16 protein-coding genes are annotated in these 17471 nt (G+C 50.4%); 2 read left to right on the forward strand and 14 right to left on the reverse strand.

The features are described 5' to 3' along the window. Positions 1 to 53: 53 nt before the first annotated feature. The gene (prlC, locus tag BZG75_RS05385) at positions 54 to 2096 is read right to left on the reverse strand and encodes an oligopeptidase A (protein ID WP_077576395.1); all 2043 of its coding nucleotides are present in this window, start codon (positions 2094 to 2096) and stop codon (positions 54 to 56) included. A 285-nt stretch (positions 2097 to 2381) separates the two neighbouring features. Between prlC and gorA the strand changes: the two genes are divergently transcribed. Beyond that, positions 2382 to 3737, forward strand: coding sequence for a glutathione-disulfide reductase (gene gorA, locus BZG75_RS05390; protein ID WP_021022207.1), 1356 nt, complete (start codon positions 2382 to 2384; stop codon positions 3735 to 3737). An 80-nt stretch (positions 3738 to 3817) separates the two neighbouring features. Here the strand turns inward: gorA and BZG75_RS05395 are convergent, their stop codons facing one another. The 4 genes from BZG75_RS05395 to BZG75_RS05410 all read right to left on the reverse strand — a co-directional run bounded on the left by BZG75_RS05395 (position 3818) and on the right by BZG75_RS05410 (position 8772). Then, the gene (locus BZG75_RS05395; protein ID WP_077576396.1) at positions 3818 to 4171 is read right to left on the reverse strand and encodes an Hpt domain-containing protein; all 354 of its coding nucleotides are present in this window, start codon (positions 4169 to 4171) and stop codon (positions 3818 to 3820) included. Between the two features lie 339 nt (positions 4172 to 4510). Further along, complete coding sequence (locus tag BZG75_RS05400; RefSeq protein WP_077461860.1) at positions 4511 to 4807, reverse strand: hypothetical protein; 297 nt, start codon at positions 4805 to 4807, stop codon at positions 4511 to 4513. Next, a complete protein-coding gene (locus tag BZG75_RS05405; RefSeq protein WP_077576397.1) occupies positions 4808 to 5587 on the reverse strand; it encodes a class I SAM-dependent methyltransferase in 780 nt (259 codons plus the stop codon). Positions 5588 to 5622: 35 nt separating this feature from the next. Beyond that, positions 5623 to 8772 carry a bifunctional diguanylate cyclase/phosphodiesterase gene (locus tag BZG75_RS05410; protein ID WP_242413579.1) on the reverse strand — a complete coding sequence of 1050 codons (3150 nt, stop codon included), beginning with the start codon at positions 8770 to 8772 and terminating at the stop codon, positions 5623 to 5625. A gap of 128 nt (positions 8773 to 8900) precedes the next feature. Between BZG75_RS05410 and asnC the strand changes: the two genes are divergently transcribed. Continuing rightward, positions 8901 to 9362, forward strand: coding sequence for a transcriptional regulator AsnC (gene asnC, locus BZG75_RS05415; protein WP_021022202.1), 462 nt, complete (start codon positions 8901 to 8903; stop codon positions 9360 to 9362). Between the two features lie 78 nt (positions 9363 to 9440). Here the strand turns inward: asnC and hemB are convergent, their stop codons facing one another. From hemB to rmuC, 9 genes are all read right to left on the reverse strand, one after another. Beyond that, complete coding sequence (gene hemB / locus BZG75_RS05420) at positions 9441 to 10493, reverse strand: porphobilinogen synthase (protein WP_021022201.1); 1053 nt, start codon at positions 10491 to 10493, stop codon at positions 9441 to 9443. Between the two features lie 69 nt (positions 10494 to 10562). Next, positions 10563 to 11345 (reverse strand): TatD family hydrolase, encoded by a 783-nt coding sequence (locus tag BZG75_RS05425; protein ID WP_077576398.1) that lies wholly within the window; start codon positions 11343 to 11345, stop codon positions 10563 to 10565. Beyond that, positions 11342 to 12094 carry a twin-arginine translocase subunit TatC gene (gene tatC, locus BZG75_RS05430; protein WP_021022199.1) on the reverse strand — a complete coding sequence of 251 codons (753 nt, stop codon included), beginning with the start codon at positions 12092 to 12094 and terminating at the stop codon, positions 11342 to 11344. The genes BZG75_RS05425 and tatC overlap by 4 nt, the downstream gene beginning before the upstream one ends. Before the next feature lie 39 nt (positions 12095 to 12133). Next, positions 12134 to 12514 (reverse strand): Sec-independent protein translocase protein TatB, encoded by a 381-nt coding sequence (tatB, locus tag BZG75_RS05435; RefSeq protein WP_077576399.1) that lies wholly within the window; start codon positions 12512 to 12514, stop codon positions 12134 to 12136. Positions 12515 to 12517: 3 nt separating this feature from the next. Beyond that, complete coding sequence (gene tatA / locus BZG75_RS05440; protein ID WP_077576400.1) at positions 12518 to 12763, reverse strand: Sec-independent protein translocase subunit TatA; 246 nt, start codon at positions 12761 to 12763, stop codon at positions 12518 to 12520. A 53-nt stretch (positions 12764 to 12816) separates the two neighbouring features. Further along, positions 12817 to 14463 carry a ubiquinone biosynthesis regulatory protein kinase UbiB gene (ubiB, locus tag BZG75_RS05445; protein ID WP_021022196.1) on the reverse strand — a complete coding sequence of 549 codons (1647 nt, stop codon included), beginning with the start codon at positions 14461 to 14463 and terminating at the stop codon, positions 12817 to 12819. After that, positions 14460 to 15074, reverse strand: a complete 615-nt coding sequence (locus tag BZG75_RS05450) for a ubiquinone biosynthesis accessory factor UbiJ (protein WP_077576401.1) — start codon at positions 15072 to 15074, stop codon at positions 14460 to 14462. The genes ubiB and BZG75_RS05450 overlap by 4 nt, the downstream gene beginning before the upstream one ends. A 9-nt stretch (positions 15075 to 15083) precedes the next feature. Beyond that, positions 15084 to 15851, reverse strand: coding sequence for a bifunctional demethylmenaquinone methyltransferase/2-methoxy-6-polyprenyl-1,4-benzoquinol methylase UbiE (gene ubiE, locus BZG75_RS05455; RefSeq protein ID WP_077461854.1), 768 nt, complete (start codon positions 15849 to 15851; stop codon positions 15084 to 15086). Between the two features lie 75 nt (positions 15852 to 15926). Then, positions 15927 to 17462 carry a DNA recombination protein RmuC gene (gene rmuC, locus BZG75_RS05460; RefSeq protein WP_077576402.1) on the reverse strand — a complete coding sequence of 512 codons (1536 nt, stop codon included), beginning with the start codon at positions 17460 to 17462 and terminating at the stop codon, positions 15927 to 15929. Between the last annotated feature and the right edge of the window lie 9 nt (positions 17463 to 17471).

A 17471-nucleotide genomic window follows, 5' to 3' on the forward strand; every position in this document is an offset into this window, starting at 1 on the left:
TTGATGGTGTGAGCCTTTTCATCCTTGCCGCTGTCAATCAGCTCAGCGGGCAATTAAGCCGCTGCAATCCCACTATGGCGCAATAACGCCTCAGGGCTTGGCTCGCGACCTCTAAAGCGAACAAACAAGTCTTTCGGTGCTTCACTGCCCCCGCGGCTAAGAATATGGTTTAAGAAGTCTTCACCGGTGTCACGGTTAAAGATCCCATCCTCTTCAAAACGCGAATAGGCATCACTCGAGAGTACTTCAGCCCATTTATAGCTGTAATAACCTGCACTATATCCGCCCGCAAAGATATGCCCAAAAGCATGCGGAAAGCGGTTCCATTCAGGCGTCGGCACCACTGAGACTTGCTCACGCACCGCATTTAGCGTTTCCATGATCCGCGGGCCCACATCCGGATCAAACTCGCTGAATAGACGGAAATCAAACAAACTAAACTCGAGCTGACGCAACATTCCCATGGCTGAGTTAAAGTTTTTCGCCGCGAGCATTTTTTCCAGCATGTCTTCAGGAAGCGCTTCTCCGGTTTGGTAATGCCCCGAAATAAAGCTCAGCGCCTCTTGCTCCCAGCACCAGTTTTCCAAAAACTGACTCGGCAACTCTACCGCATCCCAAGGCACACCATTAATGCCGGAGACATCAGCCACGTCGACTTGCGTCAGCATATGATGAATGCCATGACCAAATTCGTGGAACAGGGTGACCACTTCATCATGGGTAAACAACGCCGGATCGTCACCCACTGGCGGATTAAAGTTACAGGTTAAGTACGCCACCGGTGTTTGCAGTTCACCGTTCGCTTTGCGACGACGCACCCGGCATTCATCCATCCACGCGCCACCACGTTTATGCTCCCGCGCGTATAAATCCAAATAGAAGCTGCCACGCAGCGTCCCTTGGCTGTCATGAATGTCATAAAAGCGCACACTTTCATGCCACGTGTCGATTCCTTTACGCTCGGTAATCGTCATACCGAACACACGTTTCATCACTTCGAACAAACCATTGAGCACTCGCGCTTCAGGGAAGTAAGGGCGGAGTGCCTCATCGGAGATGGTATAACGCGCTTGCTTGAGTTTCTCGCTGTAATACGGAATATCCCAAGGCTCAAGGGTATCGACGCCAAATTCTTGCTTGGCATACGCCTTCACTTCGGCAAACTCGCGTTCACCTTGAGGGCGGGCTTTGTCGACCAAATCATTCAAAAAGCCCATCACTTGGTCTGGTGTTTCTGCCATCTTGGTCGCCAACGACAGTTCGCTGTAGCTATTAAAGCCCAACAAACGTGCCAGTTCGTATTTTAAGCGCAACGACTCATTCATCAGCTCGGAATTATCCCACTGCCCCGCTTGCGGGCCGCGGTCAGAAGCACGCGTGGTAAAGGCTTCATACATTTGTTGACGCAGTGCACGATTATCGCAATACATCATCACAGGCAGGTACGAGGGGACATCCAGGGTAAATAAATAGCCTTGCTGCGATTTTGCCTCTGCTTGCGCTTTCGCCGCCTGGCGCGCGGACTCAGGCAAGCCTGCGAGTTCACTCTCGTCAGAAATCAACTTGGTCCACCCCATGGTGGCATCAAGTATATTATTGCTAAATGAAGAGGAAAGCTCAGACAAACGCTTTTGAATGTCACCAAATCGGTGCTGCTGATCCACCGGCAAGGCAATGCCCGAGAGTTCAAAATCTTGCAGCGCATCGGTGATGGCTTTTTGCTGAGCAATCTCTAGGGTCTCGAATTCGGCGCTCTCTTTTATCGCTTTGTATGCTTGATACAAACCTTTGTGCTGCCCGCGCCATGTTGAATACTCAGATAATAACGATAAGCAGCTTTCATAGGCTTCACGCAATGGCTGGCTATTGACCACCGCATTCATATGGCTGACCGGTGACCAGATCCGGCCTAGCCGATCTTCGGCCTCAGTCACCGGTACGCAAACAGTGGCCCAGTTAGCTTGGTCAGTGCCTGCAGCGGCATCGACAGCTTGGCGACAGTCAGCAATAGCGGCTTCCACTGCCGGCTTAACATGCTCAGGCTTAATCGCCGAAAACGGAGGTAAATCCTCAAATTGAAGTAGCGGGTTGGACATAGTGCCTTCCTTTTTGCTGATAAGGTGCTCACGAAGCGAGCCCTAGGAATATATAAACAATACGGTGTATATGCCGTCTCGAGGGGGACTTTTCAATCCTTTGGACTCAAGCAAGTTGTATTGCGAGCGTTACAAAATGATTCTGAGACTGCTGCCTCACTGCCGGTTTGGTATGCTAAGACTCAGAAGGTCAGAGTGGGTGGCTTTACAAGCGCCACCAAACAGGACAAGCTGACCTCGACATAAAAGCCAGTGGCACCCTGTGCCTATAAGATGGAGAAAGACATGGCGAAGCATTTCGACTATATCTGTATCGGTGGCGGTAGTGGCGGTATTGCCTCTGCCAACCGTGCCGCGATGCACGGTGCTAAAGTCGCCCTTATTGAAGCAAAACACCTAGGCGGCACCTGCGTCAACGTAGGGTGTGTCCCAAAAAAAGTGATGTGGCATGGCGCCCAAGTCGCAGAAGCGCTTAACCTCTACGCGTCAGACTACGGTTTTGATGTGGATGTGAAAGGCTTTAACTGGTCAACACTGGTTAATAACCGTGAAGCCTATATCGGCCGCATCCATAAGGCCTACGACAATGTTTTAGATAAAAACAACATCGATGTCATCCGTGGGTTTGCGCGCTTTGTCGACAACAACACGGTTGAGGTTGATGGTGAGCATTACACCGCCGATAACTTCTTAATTGCGGTCGGTGGCACGCCCACTGTTCCAACAATTCCGGGCGCTGAACTTGGCATCGATTCTGATGGCTTCTTTGCTCTCCCCGAGCAGCCTAAGCGGGTGGCTGTTGTCGGTGCCGGCTATATCGCGGTGGAGATTGCAGGCGTGTTACATGCGCTCGGCTCTGACACCCACTTGTTTGTACGTAAAGACCGTCCACTACGGACATTCGATCCTATGGTGACAGATACCTTGGTCGAGGTAATGGAAAAAGAGGGGCCAACCCTTCATACCCAGCATGTTCCGGTTTCCGTTACCAAAGAGAACGATGGCAGCCTGACGCTATCATTTGAAAACGGCACCACCCACAATACAGACACCTTGATTTGGGCAATTGGCCGTCATCCCACCACAGATAAAATCAACCTGGGTGCGACGGATGTCCAAACCACGGCAGATGGCTACATCAAAGTCGACCCATACCAAACCACCAGCGTGCCACATATTCACTGTGTCGGCGATATCATGGATGGCGGCATTGAGCTCACCCCTGTTGCGGTGAAGGCGGGACGTCTATTATCAGAGCGCCTATTTAACGGCCAAACGCATGCCAAAATGGACTATGAGTTGGTGCCAACCGTGGTATTTAGCCACCCGCCAATCGGCACCATTGGCTTGAGTGAGCCAGAAGCACGCGCCAAGTATGGCGATGACAATATAAAAGTCTACACGTCCAGCTTTGCGGCCATGTACACCGCTGTTACTCAGCACCGTCAACCCTGCAAAATGAAGCTGGTGTGTGCTGGCGATGAAGAAAAAGTGGTGGGCCTGCACGGGATCGGCTTTACGGTCGACGAGATGATTCAAGGCTTTGCGGTGGCGATGAAAATGGGCGCCACTAAGGCAGACTTTGATAGCGTGGTTGCGATTCACCCGACCGGGTCAGAAGAATTTGTTACCATGCGCTAAGCCGCGCGAGATAGGTTCATATCAAAACGCCGTGTCGATACACGGCGTTTTTTATGGGGATTCATTGTTTGTTACAGCAATTAGCCTGTCAACTGCGCACAGAAGCGGGCCAAGCCTTCTTTAAGACTCGCCAGTGCCGCCGTGGCTTGATCGGCTTCTCCTTGCTTGGCCGCTTGCTCTAGTGTCAACGCGTTCTGATACAGCTCTAGTGCGGCCAAATTACTGGCACTGCCTTTCATTTTATGCGCTTCTCGGACTAAATCGGCGTAATTAGCCTCCGCTAACTGCCTTTCCATCATCGGAAGCTGTTGCTCGCTTTCTTCAACAAAAATACGGCAGGCTTCGTCAAGAAGCGCCGGACTGTCCATTAACCGACTTAACGCTTCTTCTTTATCCCAAACCGATAGGTCGGCCTTTCCTTGATTGACACTCATGTTGGATCCTTTGTACTGATAGACCTATGCGCCACATGGGCTTTTTGAATGCTTTGTAGTCATCTTATTTCTAGCTGTTACTAAGGTTAACCAGCTGCGTTTATCCTGTTGAGATAGTGGTTAAACTCAGGTCCAATCATGCTCGCTTTTCCCCCAAATCATAACAACAGAAGTGAGTGCAAATCATGATGGATATGTTGCCTTGGCTAATCGTTTCCGGTCTGATTGTTTCAGTCATCACCGGACTATTAACCGTATTGATGGTAAAAGGCCTCGATTAAATCTGAAAGACTCCATGGTACGCCATGGAGTTTTTGCTTGTCCGCTGTTTATATTGATTTAGGGTTTATCCGACTTAGCCTTCTTTCTGGCCTTTTTATCCGCTTTACCCTTTTTGTCTTTCTTGGCTGCTTTTTGTTTGGCTTTTTTAGCTTTTTTAGCGGCGTGATCAGACGCTTTCTTCGCTTTCTTTTCTTCACCACTCACTAGCGAAATAGGACGACAGACGTAGCCTTTTTCACTCGCGACCCGCGCACATTTACTACAAGCCACGCGTGGCGGTGTGGTGATGATTGCCAAGGAGGATAGGTTAGCTTCAACCTCGCCTCGGCGCCATTTACATAAAGCTTTGGCCACTTACGCCTCCGCGCCTAACGCTGCGTTAATGTACATATCAAAACGGTTTTTCTTGGTGGTGATGGTCGAATGCGGTGGTCTATCCGCTAACGGCGTCGCATAATCCGGCCGCTTAACCACCACGCGACTGCGGGCCAGTTGAAGTGCGGGCAGCAATAAGGCATCTGCATCGCTATCTGCCCCCACTAAAGATTGAAAAACGCGCATCTCTTTTTTCACCAAGGCGGCTTTTTTCTTGTGGGGATACATGGGATCAAGGTAAATCACATCCGGTCGCACCAAACCTGGCATGTTTGCCATGTCAGTCAGTGCTTGCTCACTATTGGCATGCAATAACGTCATCCGTGATTGCATCCATGCACCAATATCGGGGTCCTGATAGGCTCGCTGTAAGCCATCATCAAGCAAGGCGGCAACAACCGGGTGCCTTTCTATCATTTGCACGGAGCAGCCTAAAGACGCCAATACGAACGCATCGCGCCCCAGTCCAGCGGTGGCATCGAGTACGCGCGGGGTGATCCCCTTATTGAGCCCAACCGCTTTCGCTATCGCTTGTCCTTTCCCCCCGCCAAATTTACGACGGTGGGCGACCGCACCGCTCACAAAGTCAACAAACACTGCCCCTAATTTAGGTTCATCGCGCTTGCGTAGTTCAAGATGCGTTTGTGTCATTACCAGGGCAAACGATGAATCAGGATCGTGAGTGAGTGACCACTTCGACTTTAGCCTTTCAAATTCTTCGTCTTTTTCAAGAGCGTCACAAATCAAACTGAGTTGCACATCGGATCTCCACAGCTGGGGCTGGTCCGATTATATCAGAGATGGTTTTTTTCCTTCACTGTCTCACGACTGGGACGCCACTTTTTTACCTGATCGCTCAACGGCGCCGGGATACTAAAGTGATAACCTTGGGCATAGTCGATGCCAAGCGCTTTGACTCTGTCCAAGATAGCTGCGTTTTCAACAAATTCAGCCACGGTTTGTTTTCCCATTTGCTTAGCTAAATCATGAATGGCTTTCACCATGGCATAGTCGGTTTCATCAGTCTCAATATCGCGGATAAACTGTCCGTCAATTTTTATAATATCGACCGGTAAACGCTTCAGATAGCCAAACGAAGAAATGCCGGCACCAAAATCGTCTAAGGCGATGGTACAGCCCAGTGCTTTAAGCTGAGAAAACAGATCGATCGCACTGCTCATATTACTGATCGCTGCGGTTTCCGTGATCTCCAGGCAGAGGCACTCGCTGGGAACCTGGGTCTGTTTAATGGCATCAAGGAGAAAAGCAACGAACGCGCTTTGGGTAATCGACCGGCCCGATAGATTAATCGATACCTTGCCCAACTTCGCAATTTGCTCGGGATTCGCATCAAACCAGGCAAGCGTTTTGGTTACCACCACCGTATCCAGTTGATGCGCCATGCTGTAGCGTTCGGCGGCAGGAATAAACATACTAGGAGGTAACCAACCGCCTTTGGTGTCGCGCATTCTGACCAGTGCTTCAATGTAGAGCGTGTCTTGCTCATCTGATTGGATATCCACAATTTGTTGTGCATAGATGTCAAAGCGGTCATGCGCGATCGCCTCATGAATATGGCTGACATAAGCCATTTCTTGCTCTCGGCGTTGCAGCTCTTCATCATCGGGGTGATAAATGTGGAGTCGATTGCGGCCTTCATCTTTAGCGGCATAACACGCTGTGTCTGCTTGGGCATGAACTTGTTGAGGCGAACCCGCGGTACGGTCAAGCAGACGTATCCCCAACGAGCACGCTAAGCGCATCCGGCTGCCATGCCAGAAGAACTCACTGTCAGCAAGCACCGCCAGCAAAGATCTTCCCCAGTTCACTGACTGCTCCGCGGCGTGATGATACGCGATAACGCCAAACTCATCACCACCTAAGCGTGAGAGTACCGCCCCTTCCGGCAAGTGCTGACGGATAATCTGAGCCACTTGTTTTAACGCCTCATCCCCCGCTTCATGGCCCGCGGTATCATTAATTAATTTAAACTGGTCCATATCGATGTAGAACATCGCATGGCACTCACCATCTTCTCGAGCTTGTAATAATGCCGCGGCCAGTTTTTGTTCAAAGTAGCTACGGTTGTAAAGACCGGTCAAATAGTCATGATGCGCTTGATAGGTCAGCTGGTTTTCCATTTCTCGGTGCGCGGTAATATCTTCACCCACGACCATTAGCTGGGTTTGATTGTGCATAGCGCGGATGGTTTCTCGAACCCATAAGGTGTGTCCATTGCCGGCTCGATACGGAATCTCACGGCGCCAGACTTGCTCTTGGTTATGCTGATCCCGTTTAATCATCCGATGGGGTGGCGCCTGGTCGCTCACATACAGCTCAGTGATTTTATGGCCCAGTAAGCACGATTTTTCATGGCCGAATAAATCTGCGGCGTATTGGTTCAGTGACTGGATGCGCGCCTGGTAGTCCACCGTTAACAAAATAACGGGTTGTTGCTCATAGAGCATGCGATATTCAATTTCGCTGCGCTGTAGCTTCTCTTCAGTTTGTTTGCGTTGGGTGACATCTCGCGCTTCAAGTAATACGCGTGGCTGGCCTCGTTCACCGGGAAAGCTTTTCACTGCCACGTCCAAGATCACTTCACGGTGGGCTTCGCTTAAACATAATTCAAACCGCTTTGGCTGGGTGGTTCCAATCTGTTTTAGGTGTTGCTCCAAACTTGCCGGATTACGCCAAATTGGCCACAGCCATAAAGGACGCTCTTCATACGCCTGCCTGTCGGTGATCAGCTGATAAAAGCTGGTGTTGCCTGAAACGACGATGCCATTTTGATCCAACAACGCGATCAGTTGATTACTTTGATCAAACACCCCTTTGAGCATCGCCCGGTGACGCATCAACGATGCCTCACTGCGTCGAAGCTGACGAATATTCGCGGCTAGCATGACAATCACGCTGCCCAGTACCAAAACAGCCAAGGCGACCGCTTGCACAGCCACCGGATGAGTTTGCCATATTGGTTCGGGTTGATTGGTGATCGTCACATCATCAAACGCGCTAATATCTAACTGCCAGCGCTTGAGTGCCGGGTAATCAAACATGGTGATATTGGTCCCATCACGTTCGGCGGGTAGCTGACCACTCAGGGTCTTAAGAAGGAGCTTCCCTTGATGGTAGCCTTGATTTTTACCATCTATCACCACGCCGCCGACCACACCCTGACCGAGCATAAAACTCATGGCACCATAGATGGGCACGGGCGTATTGTGAGTGAGCGTTCGGATACCACTGAGTTTATCGAGAAATTGTCCGTTGCTATCCCTAAAATAGGAAAGATAAAACACCGCCTCACCGTCATGCATGGCTTGAATTCTATCGCGTAGTCCCGAAAAGGTGAGACTAGAAAGGCGCACGACGTCGATGCCAGAATCACCGTTTCTGGCCAGTTGCGCTTGCACGACATTCCAGTATTGACGACTCGAGAAGGTATTATCGAGCAACACATAAACGCGCTCTAAACCAGGGTGCAACCGCTTCATTAACGCCAAGTTGCGCGGTAGATCCACTTCCTCTTTGACGCCGGTTAGCTTAGGGAGCAACGGATAATGCTGGCGACCAAAGTTATTCAGGCCCGCGTAAACAACTGGCGTTTCACCAACATATTCATGCAACTGATGGATTAACCAAAGTGCGGCATTATCCGTGGTTAAGATCGCATCGAATTGATGGTTCCCGAGCTTTTGGATATAGAGTTTTTTGAGTTGCTCTCGATACGCCTCTGACTGATAACGTTTAATTTCTAGATAAGTATGTTGAAACGCAATGTCTTCTCCCGCGGTGGCAGTATCGAGTCCTTCGACCAGAGCTTGGTTCCAAAAGAAGTTGGGATGATAGGAATGCACCACCAGCACGTTTTTTTGTGCGGCGCTGACACTCAATGCTACCCAGAACAGTAAACCGCCTAAAAGGTATTTGATCCCCACATCTACTTCCTGTTGGTTGATTGGTATCGCACTAAACAACGCGATACCCTACATTAGGTGTTAACCGAACGGTCAAGCAATCGTGTTAACGAAAAACAAGACCTCGCTATAACAAAAAGACGAAAACAATGAACGAATTGCCGAAACTGGATGACCTTGATCGTCGAATTCTTTCTACCTTACTGGATGATGCACGCGTTCCTTACGCAGAAATGGCAAAGCGATTTAATGTCAGCCCTGCCACCGTGCACGTTCGTGTCGAAAAGATGAAAGCCGCTGGCATTATCGAAGGCACCGAGATATTGGTAAATACTAAAAAGCTAGGCTATGACGTATGCTGCTTTATTGGTATCAATCTGAAAGCGGCGCGCGATTACCACTCCGCGCTAGAAAAGCTGAACCAACTCGATGAGGTAGTCGAAGCTTACTATACGACAGGGGCCTATAACATCTTCGTGAAGCTGATGTGTCGCTCTATCGAGGAGTTACAGTTTGTATTGATTGATAAACTGCAGGCCATCGATGAGGTCCAATCGACAGAGACACTGATCTCACTACAGAACCCGATTAACCGCAATGTTATCCCTTGAATTTTGTGGGGTAATTCATGCCCTTACTAAAAAAACGCCCCTGCCAATGGCAAGGGCGTAGAGACACTGTGTGGTCATTTAGCCGACGGTATCTTCCGGCCGCGGTGGTAATGGCGCGCCCGCGTCTTCGGCTAACCACTCGGCAACTTGCTTGGCAAAGTAGGTTAAAATGCCATCCGCACCCGCTCGCTTAAAGCACAGAAGTGATTCCATTACCGTTTCCCGCTCTTTCAGCCAACCGTTATCAAACGCTACTTTATGCATGGCATACTCACCAGACACTTGGTAGGCAAACGTTGGCACATTGAGCTCACTTTTCACTCGGCGCACCACGTCCAAATACGGCATTCCAGGCTTCACCATCACGGTATCGGCACCTTCAGCAATGTCCATTGCAACCTCATGGAGGGCTTCGTCACTATTGGCCGGATCCATTTGGTAGTTGGCTTTGTTACCGCCTTTAAGGTTAGCGGCTGAACCAAGTGCATCACGGAAAGGCCCGTAGTAGTTGGAAGCATACTTGGCTGAATATGCCATGATTTGGGTATTAATATAGCCGTTTGCTTCCAACGCTTCGCGAATACGTCCAATTCGCCCGTCCATCATATCCGACGGGGCGACAATATCGACACCAGCTTCGGCATGAGACAGGGCTTGCTTGATCAGTACCTCAGTGGTTGGCTCATTCATCACATAGCCGTCGTCGTCGATAATACCGTCTTGACCATGAATGGTATAAGGGTCAAGCGCCACATCAGTAATCACGCCCATTTGTGGCACATGCTCTTTGAGCAGGCGCACAGCACGAGGCACTAACCCTTCCGGGTTAAAGGCTTCCGATGCACAGAGCGTTTTAGCATCTTTGGGGATCACCGGAAACAGGGCGATCGCGGGCACTCCCAATTTGGCAAGGTAGTCCGCTTCATGTAACAGCAAGTCGATAGACAGTCGTTCAATACCTGGCATTGAAGCCACTGGCTCGCGACGGTTTTTGCCCATCAGGACGAAGACCGGATAAATTAAATCATTGGCAGAGAGTGTATGTTCTGCCACCAAGCGGCGGCTAAAATCAGTTTTGCGTGTACGACGCAGGCGTCGTGCAGGAAAGGCGCTTTGAATGGATACGGCCACGGTATCCTCCTTAATGTTGCAGACCTGGGCTTTGGGGCAGCGTACTGCCTCGCTATCGTTATGCACCCCTCACTGTATCGAGAAACAGCGCTGGGTATTTTTTATTGTACAATCAATAATCTGTTCAACAGGCTGTTGGCGAAGTTGCGCCACCGCCTGTGCAATATGCGGTAAGTACTTGGGCTCATTACGGCTACGTTTGGGCCGCGGGCGCAGATCGCGCGGCTGCAAATACGGGGCATCCGTTTCAATCATCAAGCGATCATCGGGCAGCCAGCTTACCTGTTGCTGAAGCTGCTGTCCGCGCCGTTCGTCGCAGAGCCAACCGGTGACACCTATGTATAACCCGGCATCCAAGCAATCTCGCAGTGCCTGATCCTCACCGGTAAAACAGTGCAGTACCGCCGCCGGCAACTTGTCTAACCAAGGACGCAATATCGCCAGCCAACGGTCATGAGCCTCTCGACAATGCATAAATACCGGCATTGACTGCTCAGCGGCTAATGCGAGTTGCGCCTCAAAGACCGCTTCTTGTTGCGGGCGCGGCGAAAAGTCACGGTTAAAGTCGAGGCCACATTCCCCTATCGCCACCACCTCGGCGCGCTGCGCCAGTTGCCGAATCATGGTTAAATTGGCTGGATCGACAGATTTGGCATCGTGCGGATGCACCCCGGCAGTGGCATAGGCGTAGCCAGGGTACCGCGCCGCTAAATCCGCCGCTGCTTGGCTTTCTTCAACGTTGGTGCCGGTAAAAATCATCCCAGAGACGCCGGCTTGCTGCGCATGAGCAACAACCTCGTCTCTGTCTTTATCAAATCGTGAGCTGGTGAGATTGACACCAATATCAATCATTCATTGGCCTCTTCAGATGCCGATGCGTCGCGCGGGACATAAAAACGTGACAGCAACACACCCAGCTCGAACAGCAAACACATAGGAATGGCGAGCAAGGTTTGCGAAATCATATCGGGCGGGGTCAACATCATGCCAACGACAAAGGCCGCCACCACGACATACGGACGCTTGCTGGTCAAGCTTTTCGCGGTTGTCGCGCCCGTCCAGACCAGCAGTATAATCGCAATAGGGATTTCAAAAGCAATACCAAATGCTAGAAATAAAGCCAAAATGAAATCGAGATAACTGGCAATATCCGTTGCCACCTGTACCCCTTCTGGCGCAATCGAGGTAAAAAAGCCAAACACCAAGGGCAATACCACCCAGTAGGCAAACGCCACGCCCGCGTAAAACAACAACGAGCTCGATACCAAAAGCGGCATCACCAAGCGCTGCTCATGCTTATACAGGCCAGGGGCAACAAAGGCCCAAATTTGATAAAGCACCACGGGGATGGCAACAAATACCGAGATAACCAGCGTCAGTTTGATGGGGGTGAAAAAGGGCGACGCCACATCGGTGGCAATCATGCTCGCCCCTTCAGGCAGCTTGTCAATCAGTGGCTGAGCGACCAAGCTATAAATGTCGTTGGCAAAATACACTAACCCGGCAAAGACCACTAAGATGGCAACGATGGCGCGAAGCAGGCGGTTACGGAGCTCCATCAGATGACTGATGAGTGGCTGAGAATCGTTTACAGAAGACATAGTGGTTTTTTCATCAGAGACATAAGGCGTCGCTCGTTATCACTTATCGGTCGACGAGGTGGACGAGGGACTGGTGGCCGTGTCCGCACTCTCGGTATCATGCGCTGCAGAGGTTGATGTTGACGAAGACGCATAAGGATGCTGCACATCGGCGGCTCGCTGTCGCAGCGTCTCCACCGACTCTTGCAGTTCAGGGGAGAGATTTTTCATCCCTGCTTGCTCGGCTTTGTGCAAATTATCTTGCAACTCTTTGATCTTGAGCTCTTGCTCGAGCTCGTCACGGACCGAACCTGCCATACGCTTGGCCGCGCCCACCCAACGTGACACATTACGTATCGCAATGGGCAGCCGCTCTGGGCCAAGCACCACAAGGCCAATGACGGCAATCAGTACCAGCTCCCAGAAACCAATATCAAACACGGCTTATACCTGCTCTTTGTCTTTTTGCGTTTTTTCGCTTTTCGACGGTTCAGCACGCGCATTAAGCGACGTTGGCTCGAAGTCAGCATCTTGATCAGCGCGCTTACCCTCGTCATCATGCATCGCTTTTTTGAACCCTTTTACCGCAGAGCCCAAATCACCACCCATATTGCGTAACTTCTTGGTGCCAAACAATAACACCACGATGACTGCAATGATCAGCAGCTGCCAAATACTAATTCCACCCATACCGGTTCCCTTTATTCCGCTTGGTTAATGTTATGTGCGCAGCAGTGTAACTGCTATTTGTTACAGGTTTTATTACAAAGTCGCCAGCCACACAACCAGAAAACGACCGCCCCCGCTGTCGCAACACTCGGTAGTGTATCGATCCGGTTGGCATACAAGATAGTCGCAGTCAGTAGTAAGGTGGCACCAATACCCAGTAGATATGTGGCGCGCGAGTGGCGCTGTTTGGTCTGTAAATAGCTTTGATAGTAGGTGTCTAACCGCTGATTGACTTGCCGCCCCTGGCGGAGGCCATCGTAGATTAGCTCGGGGATTTCTGGCAGCTTTTCGGCCCAAAACGGTGCCTTCTCTTTGACCGCCGCCCATACCGCTTGCGGTCCGACTTGCTGTTTCATCCACGACTCTAAAAACGGCTTTGCTGTGGTCCACAAATCAAGTTGCGGATAAAGCTGACGTCCAAGCCCTTCAATATAGAGCAATGTTTTTTGCAGTAAGACCAGCTGTGGCTGCACTTCCATATTAAAGCGGCGCGCGGTGTTGAAGAGGTTTAATAACACATTACCGAACGAAATTTCACACAGCGGCTTTTCGAAAATCGGCTCGCATACGGTACGAATAGCAAATTCGAAATCGTCGACATTGGTGTCATGCGGCACCCAACCTGAATCGACATGAAGCTCAGCGACCTTGCGATAATCACGGTTAAAGAAGGCAATAAAGTTTTCCGCTAGATAGCGTTTATCATCGCGGTTTAACGTACCAACAATACCGCAATCAAGCCCAATCCACTGCGGGTCGTGCGGGTGTTCATACGACACAAATACGTTGCCTGGGTGCATGTCCGCATGGAAAAAACTATCGCGGAAGACCTGGGTGAAAAAGACTTCAACCCCCCGCTCGGCGAGCAGCTTCATATCTGTACCGTTCGCCTCAAGCGCGTCGATATCTGACACTTGAATACCGTAAATGCGCTCAGACACCATCACGTCTTTGCGGCAATAGTCACTAAACACTTCGGGCACATACAAGGCTTGATCGTTTTCAAAGTTGCGACGCAATTGAATGGTATTCGCCGCTTCGCGCATTAAATCCAGTTCATCAAGCAAGGTTTTTTCATATTCGCGAATCACTTCTACCGGCTTTAAGCGACGTGCATCAGGGAGAAAACGCGCCACCAGCCGTGCCACGCGATACATCAGACGCAAGTCGGCCTGAATAACCGGCAAGATATCGGGACGGATCACCTTAATCACCACTTCACGGCCATTTTCTTTTAATGTCGCGGTGTGGACTTGTGCGATGGATGCAGAGGCTAATGGGTTGGGCTCAAAATCACTGAACCAAGTTTCCAGAGGCCCACCCAGTGACGCTTCAATTTGCGTTTTTGCTTTGTGGCCATCAAAGGGTGCGACTTTATCTTGCAACTGGGCGAGTTCATTGGCGATATGAGCAGGAAAAAGATCGCGGCGGGTCGACATCATTTGCCCGAGCTTTACCCATACCGGCCCCAAACTTTGCATCGCTAAACGCAAGCGCTCACCCACAGGCTTGTCTGGGTGTTGGTTTTTAAGCCAAAACAGCGATTTACGCCCAAGATGGGCGAGTCGAGTCAGCGGTTGCCTGGGTAGTAGGGCATCAACACCGTACAATAACAAAGTACGAATAATAAAATACAGGCGACGAATCTCACTGAGTGTCATGCGGACTCCATCCGTTCTACTAACTGCTTAACCTTGGCTTCCAACCGCGCCGCGTCACTGCGCAATTCATCCACTTGATCACTGTATGCCGCCACTTCTAACGGCCCCGGCGCCAAGCGCCACTCTTCGGTGATCACTTCCCCAGCATAGCGCTGCTGACGCTGAGCCAGTTGTTGTAATTGCTGCCAACGCTGCTGTGCCTGAGTGACGAGGGTATGGGCAACCACATCTCCGGTATAAGGCGATAACCATTCGGCGACATCAAACTGAATGCCGCTCAACAATTGAGAAAACTGCTGGGCCACGTCCATATCACCATCAAGTGTCAGCTTATCGGCTTTTATTAACGCAGTAAGATTGGCTTTTTGCTGCAATTGCGGCAACGCAGAAAGCGAGAGGGATAGTGCACAATCAAGCTCTCCCTCGTAATGGCTCAGTACAACGATCTGCTGGCCAAAAACAAAGACCCACTGTCGATTATATTCTTGCAGCGTGACGCCAATACTGCGCCCTTTTAGTCGCGCTAAACGGCGCTGGCTATCTGCATCTTTATTAATCACGCCATTTAAGGCGGTCTCGAGTCCTGCACACACGAGTGAGTCAAACGCCATACCGGCTCCTTAGAATTTATACCCACGGTGCAGCGCGACAATGCCACCGGTGAGATTATAATAGCTGGCTTGTTCAAAGCCGGCTTGTTCCATCATGCCTTTCAAGGTTTCTTGATCAGGGTGCATACGAATTGATTCAGCAAGATAACGATAGCTATCTGGGTCATTGACAATGAGCTGCCCCATCTTAGGTAAAATGTGGAACGAATAGGCGTCGTATACTTTCGATAACGGCTTCGCCACCGGTTTAGAAAACTCTAGGACCAGAAGGCGCCCTCCCGGTTTGAGTACACGAAACATCGAGCGCAGCGCCGCATCTTTATCGGTGACATTACGAAGCCCAAACGCGATGGTAATACAGTCAAAGTGATCGTCAGGAAAAGGTAGCTGCTCGGCATTCGCCTGCACATAGCTCACGTTGCCAACAATACCCTTATCGCGCAACTTATCGCGACCCACTTTCAGCATCGAGTTATTGATATCCGCGAGTACCACCTCACCTTGCTCACCGACGATGCGAGAAAACTTGGCGGTCAGATCACCGGTGCCGCCGGCTAAATCCAACACTTTTTGTCCGGGGCGTACACCACTACAGTCAATGGTGAAGCGCTTCCATACCCGATGAATGCCCATCGACATCACATCATTCATCAGATCGTATTTAGCAGCGACCGAATGAAATACATCAGCCACGAGGCTTTCTTTTTCTTGGCGTTTGACTTTCTGGTAGCCAAAATCAATCGTTTCTTGGTCCTGGTGCGAATTTTTCTCTGTCATTGTATTCCCCTAACATATTGGCTCCAGTTTACTTTATCGCCCATCCTGACTCCAAGCGCGCAACCCAGTTTATTCTCATTCTTGCGTGGTGGTGCCTGGGTCCGTCTGCATGACATTGACCGACTCTCCCGGTCCAGGTTCCGTGGCCACACTGGCCAGCGCCGGACTTATATCGCGTTTAACCTCGACACCTAGGGCTTTAAAGCTCTCCGCTTGGCGCAAGATATTGCCGCGCCCTTGGCTAAGTTTGTTCATCGCTCCTTGATAACTGTCACTGGCTTTACCTAGCGCGCTGCCCAGCCCTTCCATATCGCTAACAAAAAGTCGCACCTTGTCATAAAGCTTGCTGGCCTTCTCGGCGATTTGTTTGGCGTTTTGATTTTGATATTCATAGCGCCATAAATTATTGATTGTTCTGAGAGCCACTAACAAGGTGGTCGGGCTCACCAGCATGATGTTGTTGTCCATGGCGTCCCGAATCAGGCTGGCATCCGCCTCAACCGCGACCTGAAAAGCCGGCTCAACAGGAATAAACATCAGTACGTAATCCAGTGAGCGTACTCCATGGAGTTGATGATAATCTTTGCGACCCAAACCACGAATATGCTGACGAATTGCCTGGACGTGCTCTTTAAGCGCGGCATCTTGTTCGGCCAGTGTCTCAGCGTTGTAATAGCGTTCATACGCGACCAAGGCCATTTTGGCATCAACGACGACATCTTTTTCTTGTGGCAACTTAACCACCACATCCGGCTGATAGCGCTTGCCCTGTTCATTTTCAAAGCTGACTTGGGTTTGGTACTCACGCCCCTCTCGCAAGCCAGACTCTTCTAAAATGCGCGCGAGGACCACTTCGCCCCAATTACCTTGTTGCTTATTATCGCCTTTTAGCGCCTGAGTCAGGTTATGGGCCTCACGGGTCATGTCCGCGTTTAATTGTTGTAGATTTTTGATTTCATGAATCAAGGTATGGCGCTCTTTGGCTTGCTCGCCAAAGCTATCGGTCACCTGCTTCTTAAATCCTTCCAACTGCGATTTAAGCGGTCCAAGCAGGCTTTCTAAGCTCATTTTATTTTGCTCATCGACCGAGTGGACTTTTTGCTCAAATACTTGATTGGCAAGTTGCTCAAACTGGGTGCGTAATCGCTCCTCCGCGTTTTCTAGCAGTGCGTGTTTTTCCTTCGCCGCGTTTAACTGCTGCTCCGCGCTGGCTTTGACTTCTCGCAACTCTGCCAACAGTTCAGACTTTTCCTCACGTACCGTATCGAGTTTATCTGACAGTGCATGATTGTCTTGGCGTAATTGTTCCAATTGGCGCAGTTTCTCGCTCGCCGACGTCAACTTTCCATAATACTGGCGTAACTCTTGCGTCAGACGATCGCGCTCGACATCTAAGCTATCTAACTCGTGCTGTTGCTGATCAAGCTGCTGCTGCAGTTGTTGGTGTTGCATGTCAGCACTGGCTTGTTGCTGCGCATATTGCGTTTCATACCATTGCTGGTATTGCGCAACGACACGTCGGTGTAGGCCATAACCGAGTCCAAAGGCACTGACAGCGCCAAAACAAAACGTGAGAATAGGTAAAGCGGAAAATGACAAGCCATCAAGCATAAAACGTTC

It is taken from the genome of Salinivibrio sp. AR640 (assembly GCF_001995405.1).
Taxonomy (GTDB): domain Bacteria; phylum Pseudomonadota; class Gammaproteobacteria; order Enterobacterales; family Vibrionaceae; genus Salinivibrio; species Salinivibrio costicola.